This is a genomic window from Nannocystis exedens (assembly GCF_002343915.1).
GTDB lineage: Bacteria > Myxococcota_A > Polyangia > Nannocystales > Nannocystaceae > Nannocystis > Nannocystis exedens.
Map to the genome: position 1 here is coordinate 7,978,045 of NZ_NETK01000001.1, position 20,214 is coordinate 7,998,258.

A 20,214-nucleotide genomic window follows, 5' to 3' on the forward strand; every position below is an offset into this window, starting at 1 on the left:
CGAGGCGGCTATACTGGGGGCTCGTCATGGCACACGCGCGCGACAACTCGGGGCTCCGCCTGGTGGGCTTCATGCTGCTCGCGTCGCTGCTGGTGCATCTCCTCATGTGGCCGCTGGGCGACGAGATCATCGGGATCGGCTGGGACGCGCCGCCGCTGCCGCGCTCGGACGGCTGGATGCAGGTGGCGCTGGTGCCTCCGGAGGAGGAGCCGCCCCCGGAGCCCGACGCGCAGCCGCGCGAGCCCGAGCCGAAGGGCCGCCTCATCAAGCAGGACCGCGTCCACAAGGAGAAGGCGCCCGACGACGCCAAGTACCTGTCGGAGTTCGACCAGTCGGTCGAGAAGGAGACGCGCGCGCCCAACGTGCGGCCGACGCCGGGCGGCCTGCCGATGCTGCCGGGGCACTCGCCCGACGCCGACAACTCGCCGATGAAGCGGCCGTCGCCGCAGCAGGCGCCGAGCGTCCGCGAGGGGCTGCAGCCCGAGGGCCCGCAGGTCGACCCGGGCGCGTTCGGGCCGCTGCCGCTGTCGCCGGGCCGGCCCGCACCCGGCGGCAACCCGGGCCTGCGCGGCACGCCGGGGACGATGGAGCGGGCGCTCGGTCAGGCGGGCACGTTCGACTCGATCGACAAGGACGTGCCCGAGGGCCCCGACAACGTCCTCAACTCGCGGCGCTGGAAATACGCGTCGTTCTTCAACCGCGTGCGCGACAGCGTGGCCGAGCACTGGGAGCCGGGCCCGCTCCACGAGCGGCGCGCGTCGGACAGCATGAAGGTCGGCAACAAGTCGTGGGTCACGTCGCTCTACATCCGCCTCAACCCCGACGGGTCGATCCACAAGATCTCGATCGACCGCCCGAGCGGGCTCGGCTACCTCGACGAGGAGGCGATCCGGGCGGTGCGCGCAGCGGCGCCGTTCAATAATCCGCCGGCCCAGCTGGTCGACCCACGCACGAACTTGATCGAGTTCGGGTTCGCCTTCGAGTTCGAGCAGAACGGCGGGCAGATCCAGCGCTACTTCCACTGACCTCGGCGGATCTCGAGGTCGTCGGGCGGGGCGCCGCGCAGGCGGCGACCGTCAGCGGCGCGTGAGCGCCTCGAAGCGGGCCCAGTCGGCGGAGGTGAAGATCGCGTCGACGCCGGGGCGCAGGCGCAGGCCCTCGAGCAGGAGATCGGCGGTGGCCGACTCGACGAGGGCGGCGGTGATCCACCGGCGCGCGCGAGCCGGGTCGCGCAGGCGGATGCTGGCGTCGACGAGGCGGCGGAGCACGTACTTGCGCATGGGCCCGTCGTCGGGCGCTTCGAGCAGCGGGAGCGCGGCCTCGAGGTCGCGCACGGACAGGTCGTCGCGACCGGCGCGCTGCCAGGCGAGCCCGCGCAGCAGCAGGGCGCTGCGGTGGTGCCGGAGCGCTTCGGGCCCGCCGCGCTCGGGCGGCTCGCGCGGGAGGTCGGCGAGGTCGGCGAGGTGATGGCGGACCCGCGCCGGTCGCCACAGCACCTCGTTGCGGCCGGGGTCGAGGAAGATGTCGTACAGCGCGGGCCCGAGCGCGCGCCGGGCCGCGAGCACGAAGTTGTCCGGGTCGCGCATCAGTCGCTGGCTCAGGCGCGCGTGGAACGGGTGGTCGTCGGGGAGGCCTGCGAGCTCGTCACGCAGGCGTGCGGCGGCCTCGTCGAGGCGACCGGCGCGGGCCAGCAGGTCGATGCGCCACAGCGCCTCGTGGCCGGCCTTCGGGGCGGCGGCGAGGCGCTCCAGGGCCGCGTCGATCTCCTGCTCGGCGACCAGGCGGGCGACCTCCTGGGATGGATCCGCGGGCGGCGGGTCGGCGCGGCGCAGGCCGGACAGCTCGACCGCGAACACCTGCAGGTCGGCGACGCTGTCCGGCTGGACAGGTCGGTTGAGGATCCGCAGGCGCAGCGGGCCGGGCGGCGGCGGCTCGATCGGGTGCTTCAGCAGGACCCGCCGCGGCTCGCCGCCGTCCAGGGCGATCTCGGCGTGGGCGGTGCCGAGGTCGGGGAAGTGACGCATGCCGAGGCGGAAGCGCCGCGACTCGCCGGGCTCGATCGTGCCGACCCAGAAAGCGGCGGCGCCGTTCGGGCCGCTCACGGGGAGGACCTGCTGGTCGGGCCGCTCGGAGCGGTTGCGCGACTCGAAGCGGACGCCGAGGTAGATGTCGTCGCTGTCGACGGGGGTGACGGCGATCGTCAGGTTGGTGCCCCACTCGAGGTCGCCGAGCGCGGCGTCGACGGTCAGCGCCGCGGTGCCGCCGTCCCACTCGAGCGGGTACTCGGCGATGACGCGCTCCGAGGATGTCTGAAGGGACAGGCTCTGGTCGCCCGGGCTGCGGGCGAACGACAGGGGGTCGTAGATCCGCCAGGCGGGGTCGAGCGGGCGGTCGAAGCGGAGCGCGAGCTGGGGGCGCTCGGCGGTGGCGCGGCGCAGGGTGTCCAGCTCGGCCTCGGCGTCGCGGCGGACCCGCAGGTCGAGGCCGGGCAGCGCGGCGCGCCGGATCGCCAGCTCGAGCGCGGCGGCGTAGTCGCCGAGCTCGCGCTGGCTGGTGATCGCCCCGGCCAAGGCGCCGGCGGCCAGCTCGGGGCGCGCGGCGGCGGCGAGGTAGTGCTCGGCGGCGGCGGCGTGCTCCCCGGCGGCGGCGTAGAGATCGGCTGCCCGCAAGAGCATGTCCTCGTGAGCATGTCCCGAGAGACGGGCGATGGCGGCCAGCTCGTCGGCGCTGCGGCGCGGCAGGCCGAGGGCGGCCAGCTCCTCGGCGTGCCGCCAGGCGTCGACCAGCGCGGGGTCCTGGACGTCGCCGATCGGGCGGGCCTCCGGCGCGGGCCGGGCGATCGGGGGCAGCGGGACGTCGCCGGCGCCGACGATGAAGTAGCCGTCGGAGGCGCCGGGCAGCGAGACCAGCAGCTCGGCGGCCGGGTCGGCGTCGAAGTCGGCGACGGCGCGCAGGTACAGGCCGGACAGCCGCAGCGGCTCCTGCAGGGCCTCGCCGTCGCTGCGGTAGAGCGCGAGCTCGGGCGGGGCCAGGGCGAGGAGGTCGTCGACGTGATCGCCGTCGAGGTCGGCGTTGTACAGCCAGCGCGCCCCGGCGCCGCGCGAGGGGTCCTCGGGGGCGGGGATGAACTGCCGGGTCGCGAGCGTGTCGCCGTCGAGCGCGAGGACGTAGAGGCCGGCCGGCTCGCCGTACGGCCGGGCCTCGGAGAAGCGGCCCGGGGCCGGGTACTGGTCGATCTTGGTCGCGGCGATCCGCTGCTCCCCGCCGATCCGCAGCAGCTTCACCGACTGGATGAAGCCGAGGCTGCGGCGGGCGAGCAGGCGCAACTGGCCGTCGTCGCCGGCCGTCAGCACGCGCAGGTCGTAGGCCGACCATGGCCCGGCGACGACCACGAGCTCGGGGCGACCGTCGCCGTCGAGGTCACCGGCCTCGATCGAGCCGACGTCGGAGCCGGCGGCGTCGGTCGGCGGGTGCGGCGACCGGTACTGCCACTGCCCGGCGGGGTCGAGATCGATCTGCCGCAGCCGGCGGGCGTAGGGGCCGCTGCCGGTGTAGAGCGCGACGCGGCCGTCGCCGTCGAGGTCGGTGACGGCGGCGCCGAGGATCGCGCTGTCGGTCCACCGGTACAGCGGGGCGCCGCCGCCCACGGGATAAAGGCCGTAGCGGACGATGGCGTCGCCGGGAGCGCCCGGGTTGTCGACACCGAGCAGCAGCAGCGGGGCGCCAGTCAGCGCGGGCGGCACGATCCGCGGGGCGAGGACGAGGGGGCCGATCGGGACCTCGGCCAGGCGGGTCAGGCTGGTGTCGGCGCGCAGCACCACCGCCGACCCGCGCTGGTCGGCGTGGGTGGCCAGCTCGAGCCGGCCGTCGCCCTCGAAGTCGCCGAGGATGAACTCGTGGTCGCTGCCCGGCCGCTGGCCGATCGCGGCCTGCGAAATGGGTGTTCCGAAGGACAGGTTCTCGAGGACATGTCCGTAAGACCTCCTCGGGTCGTCGCTCGGGAGGCGGTCGAGGGCGGCGCGGGCGGCCGGGAGGTCGCGGCGGTCGAGGGCGGCGGCCAGGCGCAGGCCGGCGAGCTCGGGGTCGGCGGCGAGCTCGGGGGCGTGGGCGTCGAGCGCGGCCAGGGCGGCGGCCGAGGCGGTGAAGTTGCGGGTGTCGGCCAGGCGCAGGGCGAGGTTGCGCAGGGCGGCGGCCTGGTCCTCGCGGGTGCGCGCGGCGATGTAGGCGCCGGCGTGGGCGTCGATGGCGGCGGCCGGGTCGGTCTGGGCCTCGCCCCACTCGCGGTAGGCGCGGGCGAGGGCCGCGGTGCCGCGGTTGTCGGGCAGGGCGGCGAAGGCGGCGAACAGCCGGGCGGCCTCGTCGCGCTTGCGGGCGACGGTCAGGGCGGCGAGCTGCTCGCGCAGGACCTCGAGGCGGGCCTCGGCGCGGCGCTCGTGGGCGGCGCGGACGATCGCGCGGGTGGCCGCGACGCCGCCGAGGACGACGACGACGGTGGCGGTCACGGCGACGGCGATCTGCAGCAGCCGCCGGCGCCGCTGCCGGCGCTCGGCCTCGGGGTCGTGGGCCAGCAGCGCGAGCAGCTCGGCCATGCCGGAGAAGCGGCGCGCGGGGTCCTTGGCCAGGCCGCGCAGCAGGAGCGCGTGCAGCCACTGGGGCACCCGCGGGTCGGGCGAGACCGCCGGCGGCTCGGCGTGCAGCACGTGCTCGGCGAGGACCTCGAGGGTGTCGCCGGTGAACGGCCGCCGGCCGTGCAGCGCCTCGTAGAGGGTGACGCAGAACGCGAACTGGTCGCTGGCGGCGGTCGCCGGCTCGCGCCGCAGCTGCTCCGGCGCCATGTAGGCCGGGGTGCCGATCAGCGCGCCGCTGCCGGCGAGGGTCGCCAGCGCGTCGGCGGTGGTCAGAGTGCCTGTGGCCTTCGAGACATGTCCTGAAGGACCTGTCTTTCCGCGCCGGGTGGCGAGGCCGAAGTCGGCGACGCGGACGCGGCCGTCGGCGCCGACGAGGACGTTGCTCGGCTTGAAGTCGCGGTGGACGAGGCCGACGTCGTGGGCGGCGCGCAGGCCCTCGCCGGCCTGGCGCAGGGCGTCGACGATCTCGCGCCAGCTGCGGGGCGCGTACGCCAGCCAGCGCTGGAGGTCGACGCCGTCGACGTACTCCATGGCGATGAAGACGGCGCCGGCGAACTCGCCGGCCTCGTGGACGGCGACGACGTTGGGGTGGGCGAGGCGGGCCAGCGCCTGGGCCTCGCGCAGCAACTGGGCGCGGCCGAACGACGGGTCGTCGTGGCCGCTCGACTGGACCAGCTTGAGGGCGACGCGGCGGTCGAGCTCCTCGTCGTAGCCGGCGTAGACGACGCCCATCGCCCCGCGGCCGACCTCGCGCAGGATCACGAACCGACCGATCCGCAGCGGCCCGGCGGCCTCGCGCTCGCCCGGCGCGTCCCACTGCGGCGTGGCGCTGACCGCCGTCGCCAGCGGGTCGGGCTCGGGCCGCACCGGCGGCGCGGTGGTCTCGTCCAGCTCCGGCGCGCCGGAGCGGGGCGCCTGGGTGTCTCCGAGGCCGGCCACGTCGGGCCGCAGGCTACCACGCCCGCCGGCCGGGCCCCACGCGCGGAAACGGCCCGCGCGTTCCGGAGCTCATGGCGCGGAGGACATGTCGGAAGAGACATGTCCCGAAGGCTGGCCGCCCGACAGCGCGAGCTGGCCGCAGGCGGCGCCGATGTCGTCGCCGCGCGGGGTGCGGACGTAGGCGCGCAGGCCGGCGGCCCGGCACAGGTCGAGGAAGCGGCGCACGCGGGCCGCGCTCGGGCGGCCGTAGGGGGCGTGCGGATGCGGGTTGAAGGGGATCAGGTTGATCTGGCAGCGGATGTCGCCGACCAGCGCGGCCAGCCGGCGGACGTCGTCGTCGCTGTCGTTGACGCCGGCGAGCAGGACGTACTCGAAGGTGACGTAGCGGCGCCGGTGCGGCGGGACCGAGCGGACCGCGGCCAGCAGCGCGGCGATGTTCCAGCGGGTGTTGATCGGCATGACCTCGTCGCGCACCGCGTCGGTGGTGGCGTTGAGGCTGATCGCCAGGCCGACCTCCTTGGCCAGCGGGTCGCCGGCGAACCGCTCGATCGCCGGGACCAGGCCGGAGGAGGAGATCGTGATCCGCCGCGCCGCCAGGCCGGCCCCGTCGGGGTCGGTCAGTAGCTCGATGGCCCGCCGCACCTGGTTGTAGTTGTGCAGCGGCTCGCCCATGCCCATGAACACGATGTTGGTGATCCGCGGCGCGTACTCGCCCCCGTCGCGCGCCAGCAGGTCCTGGGCCTGGTAGACCTGGTCGACGATCTCCCAGGTGGCGAGGTTGCGCTGGAAGCCGAGGCTGGCGGTGGCGCAGAACCGGCACGTCAGGGCGCAGCCGACCTGCGACGAGACGCACTGGGTGTAGCCGCGCTCGTCGTTGGGGATCAGCACGCTCTCGATCGACTGGCCGTCGGCGGTGACGAGCCGCAGCTTGCGCGTGCCGTCGCGGGCGTGCAGCACCGCGCCGACGTCGAGCCGCCGCAGGCTGGCCCGGGCGGCCAGGCGGGCCCGGTCGGCGGCTGGCACATCGGACATGGCCGAAAAGTCAGAGACGCGCCGGCCGTGCAGCCAGCGGAACAGCTGGCCGGCGCGGTGGCGCGGGGCGCCCTCGAGGTGCGCCCCGAGCCAGGCGGCCAGGCCGTCGCGATCGAGGTCGCGCAGGTTCGGCGGCCCCTCCTTGGGGATGCCGCGCGCAGGACCGCGGATGGCGACGAGCTGGCTCATGGGACAGGTGCGAGGCGGACCCGGCGGGCGCGGCTCACAGGCCGGCCAGCTCGAGGCCGCTGAAGAAGAAGCCGATCTCGTAGGCGGCGGTCTCGGGCGCGTCGGAGCCGTGAGTGGCGTTGCGCTCGATGCTGGTGCCGAAGCGGCCGCGGAGGGTGTCCTTGCCGGCCTTGGTGGCGTCGGTCGGGCCCATCAGGTTGCGCCAGCGGGCGATCGCGTCCTCGCCCTCGAGCACCATGGCCACCACCGGACCCTCGGTCATGAAGGTGACGAGGCTGCGAAAGAACGGGCGGGCGGAGTGGACCGCGTAAAAGCCCTCGGCCTGGGCGGTGGAGAGGCGGAGGCTCTTGATCGCGACGAGGCGCAGACCGGCCTCCTGGATCGCGGCGAGGATCCCGCCCTGGTGACCGGCGGCGACGGCGTCAGGCTTGATGATGGCGAAGGTGCGTTGCATGCGATTCGTGGCGCGGAGGCTAGCAGAGGCGCGCGGGGCGTAAAGAGGCGCGCGCGTGACGGGGCGCAAGTCTCGCCTGTGCGCCGCGTCGCCGGCCCCGCGGCGGCGAATTGCCGCGCGTACGAGTGCGGTCACAGTAGCCGGTCGATGCGCTGGGCAGCACTCCTCGGGCTGTCGATCGGGCTGCTGCCGGCGCCGGTCGAGGCCGAAACGCCGGACCTGGCCTGGCGCGAGAGACAGGCGATGAGCGGCTTCCGCGGCTACCTGCGCGTCGACCCTGCCGCGCTCGTGCTGGCCGACTACCGCCCCGGCGCCGCGATCGGCGGCTCGTTCGGGGCGTTCCGCGCCATCGACGGGTTCGCCGCCGCGTTCGGCGGGCGCGTCGGCTACGCCATGGTCGACCGCCAGGCCCGCGGCTTCGACCGCACGCTCCACCTGTCGCCGGAGCTGCGGCTCGGCGCGGTCAGCCCGCGCGCGTTCGGCTACGTGCTGCTCCGCGGCGGCTACAGCCACCGCTTCGAGATCCCGCGGCCCGCGTTCGGCGGACCCGCGGACGGCTATCACTACGGCCTCGGCGCCGGCATCTGGACCCGCGTCGGCAAGCGCTTTCTGTTCGGGTTCGAGGGCGCGGTCGACATGGTCCAGTTCAAGGGGAGGGGCGTCGCGGAGACGCTGTTCCTGTCGCTGACGTTCGGCTCGTGGCTATAGCAATGGGCGGAAGGGACACTTCGTGAAGGACAAATCGCCGGCTTGTGCGGTGGCGCGAGCGGTGGCAGATTGAGGCGATGATCGGCGTGCTGGCGGTGGTCCTGGCGTGGAGCACGGGGGGGAGCGGCGACAGCGCCGGCAAAGCCGTGCCCGGCCTGGTCCGAGCGAGCGACGATGGGCTGCATGCGCGGCTACGCGACGGCGTCGCCGATCGGCCTGACGAGCGCGCGGGCGGGAGTCGGGCTGGCCGCAGGCGCGGCGGTCGGGCTGTTCGGCGCGCGGGGCCGGTTCGGCGCGGCCCTCGGGCTCCGCTTCGGCTACGGCCTGGTGCCCCGCCTGCGCGAGGACCCGCGCTTCCGCGAGCACCGGTTCGCGGCCGGGCCGGAGCTGCGGCTCGGGCTGGCGCTGCCGCGGGTGTTCGCGTTCGTGCTGGCCCGCGGCGGCTATTCGCGGCAGCTCACCGAGGCGGGCCTCAGCTTTCGCACGTCGTTCGTGGGCCCGCCGGCCGGCGGCCACGGCGGCCACGTGGGCGGCGGTCTCGGGGCCTGGGGGCGGATCGATCGCCGGCTCCTGCTCGGCGGCGAGGTGGCGGTCGACGCGGTGCAGATCGCCGGACGCGCATGGCAACTGCAGGCGTGGATCGGGCTGACCATCGGGGCATGGCTTTGAGAGCATGCTCGAGAGGGCATGCCTCTCGGAGCATGTTCTTCAAGGCATGTCGGGACACAGCAGCTCGACGCGCAGGCCGGCCAGCGGGTGGCGGACCAGGCCGCCGAGCCAGCGCTGGTGGAGGTACCAGGCGCTCGGCTGGTCGATCGGGCGCACCGGCATCTGCTCGCCGAGGATCGCCTGCAGGCGGAGGGCGGCGTCGTCGCGGGCCGGACCGGGCGGCAGGGCGGCGAAGGCGGCGTAGGCGGCGTCGTAGGCCGGGTCGCAGAAGCCGGCCAGGTTGTCGGTCGCGGCGCAGGTCATCGACGACAAAAAATTGCTCGGGTCGAGGTAGTCGGCCTCGAAGCGGAGGCCGAACAGGTGGGCCCCGGCGCGCAGGCCGGGGTCGAATAAAAAATTGTCGCGCGCGGTGAAGCGGAGGTCGACGCCGAGCGGGCGCAGGAACTCGCGCAGGAGCGCGGCCTCCTGCCGCTCGGGCTCGCCGGGGCCGCCCCAGTAATTCAATAAGAATGTCCTTCCGGACAGGCCGGCGTCGGCGAGGATCTGCAGCGCCCCGTCGAGGTCGCGCTGCGGCGGGGCGTCGGCGAGGTCCTGGCGCGGCGAGACCTCGCGCGGGAGCACGCTGGCGCTGGCCTCGGCCCACGCGCCGTTGCGCACGACCTCGAGGTAGCGCGGGACGTCGACGGCGCGGGCGATCGCCCGCCGCAGCGCCAGGTTCTCGCGCGCGCGGGCCGGATCGGGGTGGTGGCCGATCTCGGGGCTCGCCATGTTGAAGTAGAGCAGGTCGACCGCGGCGACCGGGAACTTCTCCAGACCTGTCCCGGGGGCAGGGCCCCGGGGACAGGTCGGCCGAGCGCGACGACCTCGGCGAACTGCGCCTGGCCGGGCACGATCGCCGCCAGCTCGCCGGCCTGGAACGCGCGCAGGGCCGGCTCGCCGTGCTGGAAGTGGGTGAGCACCACGCGCGGGGCCGCGGGCGCGTGCGGGCACGGGAGCGGCGGGCGCTCGGGCGGCTGCGGGTACGGGCGCGGCGCGCCGTCGGCGACGAGCACGGCCGTGCGCGGGAACTCGCTGGCCGCGGGGTCGAAGCGGTAGGGGCCGCTGCCGACCGGGTGCCTGGCGAAGCGCGGGCGCTCGGGGCCGGAGCCGTCGTAGTAGTCGGCGCACTCGGGCGGGACGATCGACAGCGCCGGGTGGGCGAGGATCGCCGCGAACTCCGGCTGCGGCCGGGTGAGCCGGATCGTCACGGTGCCGGCGGCGTCGTCGAAGGCGATCGGGCCCGGCGGGCGCGGCGTGGTCCGGTGCCAATCGTCGAGCCCGGCGACCCGGCCGGCCAGCAGCGACCAGGCGGCGTGCTTGCCGGGGGTGATCCGCAGCAGCGAGGCGGCGACGTCGCCGGCGCGGACCGGGCGCTCCTGGTCTTTGAGACAGGCGTCGCGCTGGAACCGCGGACCTTCCCGCAGGCGCAAGGAATAAGTGAGACCGTCAGGGCTGATCTCCGGCAGGTCGGCGAGCAGCTCCGGCACGAGGCGCGGCGGATCGGCGTGCGGATCCCAGTCGACGAGCGTGTCGTAGATCTGTGAGGTCAGTCGACGGCCGACCGAGTCCGACGCGTCGGCTGGATCCAGGGAGTAAAACGCGGTCTCCAGGGTGAGGTGGACGGCGCGCTGCCCCTCGGTCTGCGGGGTCGATCCCGCTGCGCCGTTACCGCTGTCGACCTCGGTGTGACGAGAGCATGCGACGAGCGCGAGGGCGAGGCACGCGAGCGCGGCGCGAGGCGTGGTAAGCCTTCGCCCATGGCAGCCGACGGCAGCATCCAGGGCGGGAGCGCGGACTTCGCCCACTTGCACCTGCACACGCAGTACAGCCTGCTCGACGGGGCGATCCGCACCAAGGACCTGTGCAAGATCGTCAAGCAGCGGGGCATGAACGCGGTCGCCGTCACCGACCACGGCAACATGTTCGGCGCGCTGCAGTTCTACCAGGAGGCCAAGAACGCCGGCGTCAAGCCGATCTTCGGCTGCGAGGCCTACGTGTCCGACGGCGACATGAACGCCAAGACGGACCGGAAGAACTACCACCTGGTGCTCCTGGCCCGCGACCTGGTCGGGTACAAGAACCTGCAGTTCTTGGTCTCGAAGGGCCACCTCGAGGGGTTTTACTACAACCCCCGGATCGACCGGAAGATCCTGCGCGAGCACAGCGAGGGCCTGATCGGGCTGTCGGCGTGCCTCGGCGGCCACATCTCGCGCCTGATCAACAGCGGCGACATGGACGCCGCGCGCCAGACGGTGCTCGAGTACAAGTCGATCTTCGAGCCGGGCTCGTACTACCTCGAGCTGCAGCCGAACGGGATGGCCGACCAGGAGAAGGTCAACGCCGCGCTGGCCCAGCTGTCGGTCGACTGCGGCGTGCCGCTCGTCGCCACCAACGACTGCCACTACGTCAACCAGGACGAGGCCCACGCGCACGAGGTGCTGATGTGCATGGGCCAGGGGCGCACGCTCGACGACCCCAAGCGGATGAAGCACGAGTGCGACGCCTTCTACATCAAGACGCCCGACCAGATGTTGAGCTACTTCGGGTCGAACTACCCGAGCGCGTTCGAGAACGCCGGTGAGATCGCCCGCCGCTGCAACGTCGAGCTCAAGCTCGGCAAGCCCGAGCTGCCCGACTTCAAGCTGCCCGAAGGGACAGAAGAGGACCTGCCCGGCTACCTGCGCAAGGTCGCCCACAAGGGCCTGGAGGAGCGGTTCGGCGAGCTGCAGCGGCGCGGCCACGTGTTCGACCCCGACCAGTACCGCCAGCGCCTCGACTACGAGCTCGGGGTCATCACCCAGATGAAGTTCCCCGGCTACTTCCTGATCGTCTGGGACTTCATCCGCCACGCCAAGAAGATCGGCGTGCCGGTCGGCCCCGGCCGCGGCTCGGGCGCCGGCAGCCTGGTCGCCTACGCGCTGCGGATCACCGACCTCGACCCGATCCAGTACAGCCTGCTGTTCGAGCGCTTCCTCAACCCGGAGCGCATCAGCATGCCGGACTTCGACATCGACTTCTGCATGGACCGGCGCGAGGAGGTGATCCGCTACGTCACCGAGCGCTACGGCGCGGCGCGGGTCGGCCAGATCGCCACGTTCCACAGCCTCAAGGCCCGCGGTCTGGTGCGCGACGTGTGCCGGGTGATGGGCCTGCAGCCGTCGGAGGCCAACGAGATCGCCAAGCACGTGCCCGAGGGGCCGAAGGTGACGCTGTCGATGGCGATGGCCGACCCCGAGCCGCTGAAGGAGAAGGCCAAAGAGAGCCCGGACGCGGCGGCCAAGCTGTCCGACGCGATCATGATCGCCGAGGCCGCCAGCAAGCTGCGCCTCCGGGCCCGCGAGGACGCGCGCGTCGCCGAGGTGCTGAAGATCGGCCAGGCGCTCGAGGGCCTGAACCGCCACGCCGGCATGCACGCGGCCGGCATCGTCATCGGCAACCGCGACCTGTGGGAGCACGTGCCGTGCTTCCAGGCCGACGGCAAGATCGTCACCCAGTTCACGATGACCGACGTCGAGCTCGCCGGCCTGGTGAAGTTCGACTTCCTCGGCCTGAAGACGCTGACGGTGCTCGACACCGCGGTGCGCCTGATCAACGAGCACCGGCCCAAGGACGACCCGTTCGACCTCGGCGCGATCCCCATGGACGACGCCGGCGTCTACGAGATGATCAGCCGCGGCGACACCACCGGCGTGTTCCAGCTCGAATCCTCGGGCTTCAAGGACCTGCTGAAGAAGCTCCGCCCCGACTGCTTCGGCGACATCGTCGCCGCCGTCGCGCTGTATCGCCCGGGCCCGCTCGAGGGCGGCATGGTCGACCAGTTCATCGACTGCAAGCACGGCCGCCGCGCCATCGAGTACCCGCACGAGCTGCTGACCGAGGTCCTCAAGGAGACCTACGGCGTGTTCGTCTACCAGGAGCAGGTCATGCAGGCGGCGCAGGTGCTGGCCGGCTTCTCGCTCGGCGCGGCCGACATGATGCGCCGCGCGATGGGCAAGAAGAAGAAGTCGGAGATGGACAAGCAGCGCGCCTTGTTCGTCGAGGGCTGCGCCAAGACGTCGAACATCCCCAACAGCAAGGCCGAGGAGATCTTCGACCTCATCGACAAGTTCGCCGGCTACGGCTTCAACAAGTCGCACTCGGCGGCGTACGGCCTCATCACCTACCAGACCGGCTACCTCAAGCACCACTTCCCGGCCTCGTTCATGGCCGCGCTGATGACCTGCGACAAGTCGAACAACGACAACGTCGTCAAGTTCATCGCCGAGGCGCGGGCGATGGGCCTCGTGGTGCTGTCCCCCGACATCAACGAGTCGGGCCGCGACTTCTCGGTGGTCCGCCGCAAGCGCGAGGACAACGGCTTCGACGAGCAGATCCGCTTCGGCCTGGCCGGCATCCGCGGCGTCGGCGAGAACGCGGTCGACGCGATCCTGGCCGCGCGCACCGCCGACGGCCCGTTCACGTCGCTGTTCGAGCTGTGCCGCCGCGTCGACCTCAAGAAGGTCAACAAGCGCACGCAAGAAGGCCTGGTCTGCGCCGGCGCGCTCGACTGCATCAGCGGCAAGCGCGGCCGGGCGGTGCTGTACGCGGCGGTCGAACGCGCGATCGAGCAGGGCCAGGGCGCCTCGCGCGACCGCGACTCCGGCCAGTTCGGCCTGTTCGACGCGATCGCCGACTCGACCCCGGTCTACACGGAGGAGTACCCGGAGGTCGAGCCGTGGGAGCCGCGCGAGGAGCTGCTCAAGGAGCGCGAGGCGCTCGGCTTCTACCTCACCGGCCACCCGCTCGACCGCTACCAGCAGGACGTCGACAAGCACGCGACCTGTCGCACGGGACAGATCGAGGCGAAGCACAACGGCCAGGAGGTCACGATCGCCGGGGTGATCTGCGACCTCCGCGAGGTCCAGACCCGCAGCGGCAAGGGGGCGATGGGCTTCTTCCAGCTCGAGGACCAGTTCGGCCGCGTCGAGGCGGTGGTGTTCCCCAAGACCTACGCCCGCGCCGACGAGGCGAGCGGCCTCAGCCTCGGCGAGCGGCTGGCGCAGATCGGCAGCGAGCCGGTGTTCGTCACCGGCAAGTGCGAGGTCGAGACCAGCGAGGACGGCGAGGCCAACAAGTTCAAGATCCTCGTCGAGTCGGTGCAGGAGATCCGCACGCTCCGCGAGCAGTCGACCCGGAAGGTCCTGCTCAAGGTCCCGCTCGAGCTGCTGACGCCCGAGCGGATCCTCCGCCTCAAGCAGATCGTGTCCGACAACGCCGGCACCTGCTCGATGGAGCTCGAGGTGGTGTCCGAGCGCTACGCCGGCCAGGTCGTGTTCGGCGACAAATTCGGCGTCCGCGCCGACGACAAGCTGATCGCCGCGCTCGAGCGCCTGTTCGGCGACAAGGTGGCCCGCCTGGCCTAGCCGCGGCGGCGCTCCGGGGCGGCGCGAAGGGACCTGGTCTTCGGGTCAGGTACTTTCGCACCCCGGCCGCGCGTCACGCGGCGGCGAGGTCGCGGCCGATCGTCGACGGCTGCGCAGATCCACGCGCGTATGCGTTCGCGGGCGTGCGGACGCGAGACCACTTGGGGGCCCGCGGCGAGGCCGGTTATGCTCGCCGGGCCCCCCATGTCCGGCGCTCCCCAGGACGACAAGACCCGAGTGGAAGCCGCGCCGCGCGACGAGGGGGACGACCTCCCGCGCCGGATCGGCCGCTTTCACGTGCTGGGTCGCCTCGGCGTCGGCGCGCAGGGACAAGTGCTGCTCGGCTACGACGCCGACCTCAACCGCCGGGTGGCGATCAAGCTGCTGCGCGGCACCGGCGGCCCCGACGAGCGCGACCGCATGCGCCGCGAGGCGCAGGCGCTGGCGCTCCTGTCTCACCCGAACGTGGTCCAGGTCTACGAGGTCGGCGAGTACGCCAACACGCTGTACCTGGCGATGGAGTACGTGTCGGGCTCGACGCTGCACACGTGGGTCAAGCACCACTCGCAGCGGGAGATCCTCGGCGCCTACCTGCAGGCGGGACGCGGGCTGGCGGCGGCGCACAGCGCGGGCCTGGTGCACCGCGACTTCAAGCCGCTCAACGCGATGGTCGGCAAGGACGGCCGCGTGCGGGTGATGGACTTCGGCCTGGCGCGCGGCGAGCTGGCGACGCGCAGCCCGGAGGAGAACACGGTGATGCGCGCGCCGACGGCGGTGCTGTGGAGCGGTGTGACCGAGGCGGGCTCGCTGATGGGCACGCCGGCCTACATGGCGCCCGAGCACTGGAAGGGCGAGGTGGTCGACGCGCGCACCGACCAGTTCGCGTTCTGCGTGTCGCTGTGGGAGGGCCTGTACGGCGAGCGGCCGTACGCGGGCAAGACCACCGAGGACTTCCGCGCGGCGATCCTCGGCAACAAGCGGCGCGAGCCGCCGGCCAAGGCGAAGGTGCCGTCGTGGCTGCGCCAGGTGCTCGAGCGCGGGATGCAGGGCGACCCGGCGCTGCGCTGGCCGTCGATGGCGGCGCTGCTGGCGGAGCTCGAGAGCGGGACGCCGCGGCGGCGCCGGCGGTTCGCGGCGGCGGCGTTCCTCGGGCTCGGCGGGCTGGTCGCCGGCGAGGTCGCGTACGAGCGCCTGCAGGCGCGCTGGCAGGCCGAGGCCTGCTGGGACGGCGGCCAGGAGCCGGTGCGGCAGTGGGAGGCGGCGCGCGCGGCCGTCGAGGCGGGGTTCGTCGCGGCGGCGCCGGCGGTCGGCGAGCGCACGTTCCGCCGCGTGGCCGTGATCGTCGACGAGTTCACCGCCGCGTGGGCGAGCGCCAGGTCGCGGCTGTGCATGATGCCCCGCATCGACCCGCGCTGGTCGAGCGACCTGGTCGGCCGCGCCGAGGAGTGCCTGCTCGAGGCCCGCTGGGCGTTCGAGAGCACGCTCGAGCGGTTCGCGGCGCTCGACGCGGTCACGGTGCAGCGCGCGGTCGCGGCGGTGTCCGACCTGCCGCCGCCGGCGACCTGCCTCGATCTGTCGTACCTCGCCCGCCAGTCGCCGCCGCCGGCCGACGAGCAGGTGCGCGCCGAGGTGCTGCGCGTGCGCCAGGCGCTGCGACAGGTCCGCTCGCTCGGCGCGACCGGTCGGTTCCAGGAGGGCCTCGAGCAGAGCAAGAAGCTCATCGCCGAGGCCGACGCGGTCGGCTGGCGGCCGCTGGCGGCGCTGGCCCGCTTCCGCGCGGCGATGTTCGCCAGCGACGTCACCGACCTCGAGCAGGCCGAGGCGTGGCTCGAGGAGGCGATGGTGCTGGCGGCCGAGACCGGCCAGGACTCGCTGCTCGCCGACATCGTCACCGGCCTGGCCGACGTCGTCGGCGGTCGCATGGCCCGCCACGAGGAGGGCCTCCGCTGGGCCAAGCTGGCGCAGGCGATGACGGTATCGCTCGGCGAGGCCGACACGGTGCGCGGCACCTGGGTGCTCAACATCCTCGGGCTCATCTACCTCGACCGCGGCCAGCTCGACGAGGCCGAGGAGGTGATGGAGCAGATCCTCGCCATCGTCAGCGAGGAGCTCGGCGCCGACGACCTCGAGATGGCCGGAGCGCTCAACAACCGCGGCAACCTGCACTACCGCCGCGAACGCCTCGAGGACGCGCGGGTCTGCTACCAGCGCGCGCTCGATCTGTTCGAGCGGATCCTCGGGCCCGAGCACCCCGACGTCGCGCTCGCGCTCGGCAACCTGGCCCGCCTCGCGCTCGACCGCGGCGACCTCGACGGGGCCGAGCGCCTCGGCCTGCGCGCCCTGGCGATCCGCGAGCAGACCAACGGCGCCGAGAGCCTCGAGGCGTCGCACGCCCAGCAGGACCTCGGCAACATCTACCGCGCCCGCGGTGAGTCGGCGAAGGCGCTCGAGCTGCTCGAGCGCGCGGCCGTCGGCGCGGCCAAGGCCCTCGGCGCCGAACACCCGGAGGTCGGCTACGCGCTGCTGAGCCTGGGCGAGCTGCACCTGCAACGCCGCGACCTCGACAAGGCGGCCCGCTTCTACTCGCGCGCGCTCGGCATCTTCCAGGCCTCCCGCGGCCCCGATCATCTCGACGTCGCGCCGGCGACGCTCGGCCTCGGCGAGGTCGCGCTCGGCCGCGGCCGCGTGACCGAGGCGGTCCGCCAGTTCGAGCGCGCGCAGCAGCTCTACGCCGCCAACGAGCGCCCGCGCGACGCCGCCTGGGCCCGCTTCGCCGTCGCCCGCGCCCGCTGGACCCGCAAGGCCACGCAGGCCGAGGCCCGCGCGCTCGCCCAGGCCGCCGCCGAGGAGCTCACGGCCCTGGGCGCCGCCGCCGACCGGGCCGAGGTCGACGCCTGGCTGGCCGAGCATGGCGGATAGGACATTCTGCCACAAGCATGTCGTTGCGGGCATGTGCCAAGGCACATGCTCGTCGGGACATGTCCGAAGGTGACGCTGCTCGACCCTCGGTTCTGCAGCCCTCCGCGCGGCCCCGTCACGCCTCCGCCAGGCCCGGCGTCTGCCTTCGGCCTGCACCCCAGCGCCTCGGCTCGCGGCGGCCGGTCGCTCCCCGAGCCTCCGCGCCGCGGTTCACAGGCGCGGCGGAGCGTGGCCGAGGCTGAAGTGGGGGATCTCGACGTACGCCATCATCTCGAGCAAGGCGACGATGTCGGGCGCCGACAGCATCAGCGGGCGGTGCGTCGGGCGGACGAAGCCCGCGGCGGCGCCGTGGTCGAGGAACGCGAGCAGGTGGTCGTAGTAGCCGCCGGCGTTGACGAGGCCGACCGGCTTGCGGTGATAGCCGAGCTGCAGCCACGTGGTCGCCTCGAACAGCTCCTCGAGCGTGCCGAAGCCGCCGGGCAGGGCGACGAAGGCGTCGCTGAGCTGGGCCATCATCATCTTGCGGGCATGCATGCTGTCGACGACGAACAGCTCGGTGAGGCCGTCGTGGCCGACCTCGACGTCCCACAGCTTCTGCGGGATGACGCCGAACACCTGGCCGCCCGCGCGCAGGGCCGCGTCCGCGACCTCGCCCATGAGGCCGATCTTGCCGCCGCCGTAGACGACGCCGATCCCGCTGCGGGCGAGGTGCTCGCCGACGCCGCGCGCGACCTCGGCGAAGGCGGGGTCCGTGCCCTTGTTCGAGCCGCAGAAGATGCAGATCCGGCGGAATGTTCGCATCGTGCTCATGAGCGCTCGCGGGCTTCTTACCACGGGACCGCGCGATCGCTGGTATCGTGCGAGCATGCGTCGCCCCCGCCCGACCGAGGAGTCGCGCGCCCGCGCGGCCCGGATCACGCAGGCCCTGGCCGACCTGCTGCCCGACGAGCCGCTGCCCGCCAGCCCGTCCGAACCGGGCTCTGCAGGTCGCCGGGCCGCCCGCGGCGGTGATTGCCCCGGCTGCGGCGAGCCGCTGCAGGCGACCGCCGCCCGCCATGGGGTCGAGTTCGACACCTGCGGCACGTGCGGCGGGATCTGGCTCGACGCGGGCGAGCTCGAGGCGCTGACCTCCGGCCTCGACCCGATCCCCGGCACGGGGGCGCAAAACGAGGCCGACCTGCGCGCCCGGGTGCCGGCCCCCGCTCCCCGCGAGGCGGACATCCGCTACCGCGAGTGCCCGCGCTGCCGCGAGGTGATGAACCGCCGCAACTTCGGGACGATCAGCGGGGTGATCGTCGACGAGTGCCGCCACCACGGGCTGTTCCTCGACGCCGGCGAGCTCGAAGAGGTCGAGGCGTTCCTCCGCGCCGGCGGCCGGGCCGTCGGCGAGGCCGCGCGCGCCCGCGCGGCCGCGCGCAGCATGCCGCCCGCGCCGCCGCAGCTCGAGACGCCGCGATCGGCGCGTCACGAGACCGCCGCGACGTCGGTCGTCGACGTGCTGTGGAACCTGCTCTTCACCTGACCGGACGCGTCCGACAGGACATGCCCGATAAAGCATGTTTTAAACATCATGTGCTATGCGACATGGTCGAAGGCACATGGGCATGAGAGCGCGCGCCTCAGGCGGTGCGGGCGACGCCGAGCTTCTTCATGCGGCTCTGCAGGGTCGAGGGCGGCACGCCGAGCAGCTCGGCGGCCCCGCCGGGGCCGTAGATCCGGCCCCGCGTGTGGGCGAGGACGCGCTGGATCTGCAGGGCGGAGACCTCCTCGAGCGTGGCGATCCGGCCGTCGTGCTGCAGCGGCGCCTCGGCGGACATGGTCTTGGGGGCAGGTTCGATGGGACCTGTCCCGGTGGGCATGTCCCCGAGTTCGAACGCCTCGGGCCCGAGCACCTCGCCGGCGGTGACGATGGTGGCGCGCTCGAGCACGTTGCTGAGCTCGCGCAGGTTGCCGGGCCAGGCGTGGGCGCGCAGGCGGGCCAGGCCCTCCTCGCTGACCCGCATGCCGCGCCGGCCCGTGCGCTGGCTCTGCTCGGCGAGCATGGCGGCGCACAGGAGCGGCAGGTCCTCGAGGCGCTGGCGCAGCGGCGGCAGGCGCAGCGGGAACACGGCGAGGCGGTAATAGAGGTCTTCGCGCAGGCGGCCGCGGGCGATCGCCTTCTCGAGGTCGACGTGGGTGGCGGCGAGCAGCCGGACGTCGACCTTGACGCTCTTGTCGCTGCCGACGGGCTCGACCACGCCCTCCTGCACGACCCGCAGCAGCTTGGCCTGCAGCTCGATCGGCAGCTCGCCGATCTCGTCGAGCAGCAAGGTGCCGCCGTTGGCGAGCTGGAACCGACCCAGGCGGTCGCGCGTGGCCCCGGTGAAGGCGCCGCGGGTGTGGCCGAACAGCTCGCTCTCGAGCAGCGAGGCCGGGATGGCGGCGCAGTTGATGGCGACGAAGGGGCGGTCGGCCCGCGCGCTCCAGCGGTGCAGGGCGCGGGCGAGCCGCTCCTTGCCGGTGCCGGTCTCGCCGAGGATCAGCACCGGCGTGTCGGTGGGGGCGACCTGGCGGGCGCGCGCCGCGACCGCGCGCACGGCCGGACTGACGCTGCGCTCGAGCACGCCGTAACCGGCGGCGACCTCGTCGAGCTCGCGCGCCCGCTCGAGCTCCGCCTCGCGCAGGTTCTCGAGGGCGACGCGCCGCTCGGCGTTGTCGAGCGCGAGGCCGAGGATCTGCCCGTAGGTCTCGACCTGGTCGACGACCGCCGGCGGGTAGCTCTCGCAGTGGGTGCGGTCGAGGGTGAGGACCCCGAGCGAGCGGCCGGCGGCGTGCAGCGGGACCACCATGCAGGCGTGGCCGGGCGAGAGATCGAGGACGCCGTCGAAGGGATCGCCGTCGCCGTGACGGTGATCATCCTCCGTGAAGGCGCGGGCCCGGCGCGTCTCGAGCGCCTCGCGCAGGGTCGGAAACCGCGCCAGGTCGATGCGGTGGCCGCGGACCTGGCTGGCGAGGTGACCGCGGGCGGCGCGGACGACCAGGCTGCCCTCGTCGAGGGTAAACACGGCTGCGAGGTCGTACGGGGCGATCCGGGCGACCCAGTCGAGGCCGCGGCGCAGGAGGTCGTCGGTGTCCATGGAGCGAGTGTGGATCGCCGGGCACCGAAATGCCAGTGTTGGGGTACCGAAGGATCGGTGGACCACGACCGGTCGGGGCCGCGCGACCGCGAGCGAGCGGACAAGTGTCTGATTTTGTT

At 73.5% G+C, this 20,214-nt stretch carries 12 protein-coding genes and 1 pseudogene; 6 read left to right on the forward strand and 7 right to left on the reverse strand.

Annotated elements, in window-relative coordinates; genetic code table 11:
* Positions 1–26: 26 nt before the first annotated feature.
* A complete protein-coding gene (locus tag NAEX_RS31420; protein ID WP_096331170.1) occupies positions 27–1,025 on the forward strand; it encodes a TonB family protein in 999 nt (332 codons plus the stop codon).
* Positions 1,026–1,076: 51 nt separating this feature from the next.
* On the opposite strand, the gene NAEX_RS31425 is transcribed toward NAEX_RS31420, so the two are convergent.
* From NAEX_RS31425 to ndk, 3 genes are all read right to left on the reverse strand, one after another.
* Positions 1,077–5,567 (reverse strand): serine/threonine-protein kinase, encoded by a 4,491-nt coding sequence (locus NAEX_RS31425; protein WP_096331171.1) that lies wholly within the window; start codon positions 5,565–5,567, stop codon positions 1,077–1,079.
* Between the two features lie 69 nt (positions 5,568–5,636).
* Positions 5,637–6,788 (reverse strand): dual-specificity RNA methyltransferase RlmN, encoded by a 1,152-nt coding sequence (rlmN, locus tag NAEX_RS31430; RefSeq protein ID WP_096331172.1) that lies wholly within the window; start codon positions 6,786–6,788, stop codon positions 5,637–5,639.
* Between the two features lie 34 nt (positions 6,789–6,822).
* Positions 6,823–7,242, reverse strand: a complete 420-nt coding sequence (gene ndk / locus NAEX_RS31435; protein WP_096331173.1) for a nucleoside-diphosphate kinase — start codon at positions 7,240–7,242, stop codon at positions 6,823–6,825.
* 147 nt (positions 7,243–7,389) lie between these two features.
* On the opposite strand from ndk, the gene NAEX_RS31440 reads away from it, so the two are divergent.
* Positions 7,390–7,950, forward strand: a complete 561-nt coding sequence (locus NAEX_RS31440; RefSeq protein ID WP_096331174.1) for a hypothetical protein — start codon at positions 7,390–7,392, stop codon at positions 7,948–7,950.
* A 183-nt stretch (positions 7,951–8,133) separates the two neighbouring features.
* Positions 8,134–8,619 (forward strand): hypothetical protein, encoded by a 486-nt coding sequence (locus NAEX_RS31445; protein ID WP_143140522.1) that lies wholly within the window; start codon positions 8,134–8,136, stop codon positions 8,617–8,619.
* 39 nt (positions 8,620–8,658) lie between these two features.
* Here NAEX_RS31445 and NAEX_RS53955 read toward each other — a convergent pair whose 3' ends face one another.
* Positions 8,659–9,609 (reverse strand): ABC transporter substrate-binding protein, encoded by a 951-nt coding sequence (locus tag NAEX_RS53955; RefSeq protein WP_096331176.1) that lies wholly within the window; start codon positions 9,607–9,609, stop codon positions 8,659–8,661.
* Positions 9,552–10,475: pseudogene (locus NAEX_RS54720) on the reverse strand (ABC transporter substrate-binding protein); the annotation flags it as partial. The pseudogene NAEX_RS54720 and the gene NAEX_RS53955, both read right to left, overlap by 58 nt.
* On the opposite strand from NAEX_RS54720, the gene dnaE reads away from it, so the two are divergent.
* Both dnaE and NAEX_RS31465 read left to right on the forward strand, forming a co-directional pair.
* Positions 10,416–14,060: a DNA polymerase III subunit alpha gene (dnaE, locus tag NAEX_RS31460; RefSeq protein ID WP_096331177.1), complete on the forward strand. Its 3,645-nt coding sequence runs from the start codon at positions 10,416–10,418 to the stop codon at positions 14,058–14,060. The pseudogene NAEX_RS54720 and the gene dnaE sit on opposite strands and share 60 nt — an antisense overlap.
* 204 nt (positions 14,061–14,264) lie before the next feature.
* Complete coding sequence (locus tag NAEX_RS31465) at positions 14,265–16,979, forward strand: serine/threonine-protein kinase (RefSeq protein ID WP_170136143.1); 2,715 nt, start codon at positions 14,265–14,267, stop codon at positions 16,977–16,979.
* 210 nt (positions 16,980–17,189) lie between these two features.
* On the opposite strand, the gene NAEX_RS31470 is transcribed toward NAEX_RS31465, so the two are convergent.
* Complete coding sequence (locus NAEX_RS31470; protein ID WP_096331179.1) at positions 17,190–17,780, reverse strand: LOG family protein; 591 nt, start codon at positions 17,778–17,780, stop codon at positions 17,190–17,192.
* Positions 17,781–17,844: 64 nt separating this feature from the next.
* On the opposite strand from NAEX_RS31470, the gene NAEX_RS31475 reads away from it, so the two are divergent.
* The gene (locus tag NAEX_RS31475) at positions 17,845–18,501 is read left to right on the forward strand and encodes a zf-TFIIB domain-containing protein (protein WP_170136144.1); all 657 of its coding nucleotides are present in this window, start codon (positions 17,845–17,847) and stop codon (positions 18,499–18,501) included.
* 97 nt (positions 18,502–18,598) lie between these two features.
* On the opposite strand, the gene NAEX_RS31480 is transcribed toward NAEX_RS31475, so the two are convergent.
* A complete protein-coding gene (locus NAEX_RS31480; protein WP_096331181.1) occupies positions 18,599–20,095 on the reverse strand; it encodes a sigma 54-interacting transcriptional regulator in 1,497 nt (498 codons plus the stop codon).
* Positions 20,096–20,214 lie beyond the last annotated feature (119 nt).

Coding starts and splice junctions, on each gene's coding strand:
- NAEX_RS31420 (WP_096331170.1), top strand. CDS start 27: ATGGCACACGCGCGCGACAACTCGGGGCTCCGCCTGGTGGGCTTCATG.
- rlmN (WP_096331172.1), bottom strand. CDS start 6,788: ATGAGCCAGCTCGTCGCCATCCGCGGTCCTGCGCGCGGCATCCCCAAG.
- ndk (WP_096331173.1), bottom strand. CDS start 7,242: ATGCAACGCACCTTCGCCATCATCAAGCCTGACGCCGTCGCCGCCGGT.
- NAEX_RS31440 (WP_096331174.1), top strand. CDS start 7,390: ATGCGCTGGGCAGCACTCCTCGGGCTGTCGATCGGGCTGCTGCCGGCG.
- NAEX_RS31445 (WP_143140522.1), top strand. CDS start 8,134: ATGCGCGGCTACGCGACGGCGTCGCCGATCGGCCTGACGAGCGCGCGG.
- dnaE (WP_096331177.1), top strand. CDS start 10,416: ATGGCAGCCGACGGCAGCATCCAGGGCGGGAGCGCGGACTTCGCCCAC.
- NAEX_RS31465 (WP_170136143.1), top strand. CDS start 14,265: ATGTCCGGCGCTCCCCAGGACGACAAGACCCGAGTGGAAGCCGCGCCG.
- NAEX_RS31470 (WP_096331179.1), bottom strand. CDS start 17,780: ATGCGAACATTCCGCCGGATCTGCATCTTCTGCGGCTCGAACAAGGGC.
- NAEX_RS31475 (WP_170136144.1), top strand. CDS start 17,845: ATGCGTCGCCCCCGCCCGACCGAGGAGTCGCGCGCCCGCGCGGCCCGG.
- NAEX_RS31480 (WP_096331181.1), bottom strand. CDS start 20,095: ATGGACACCGACGACCTCCTGCGCCGCGGCCTCGACTGGGTCGCCCGG.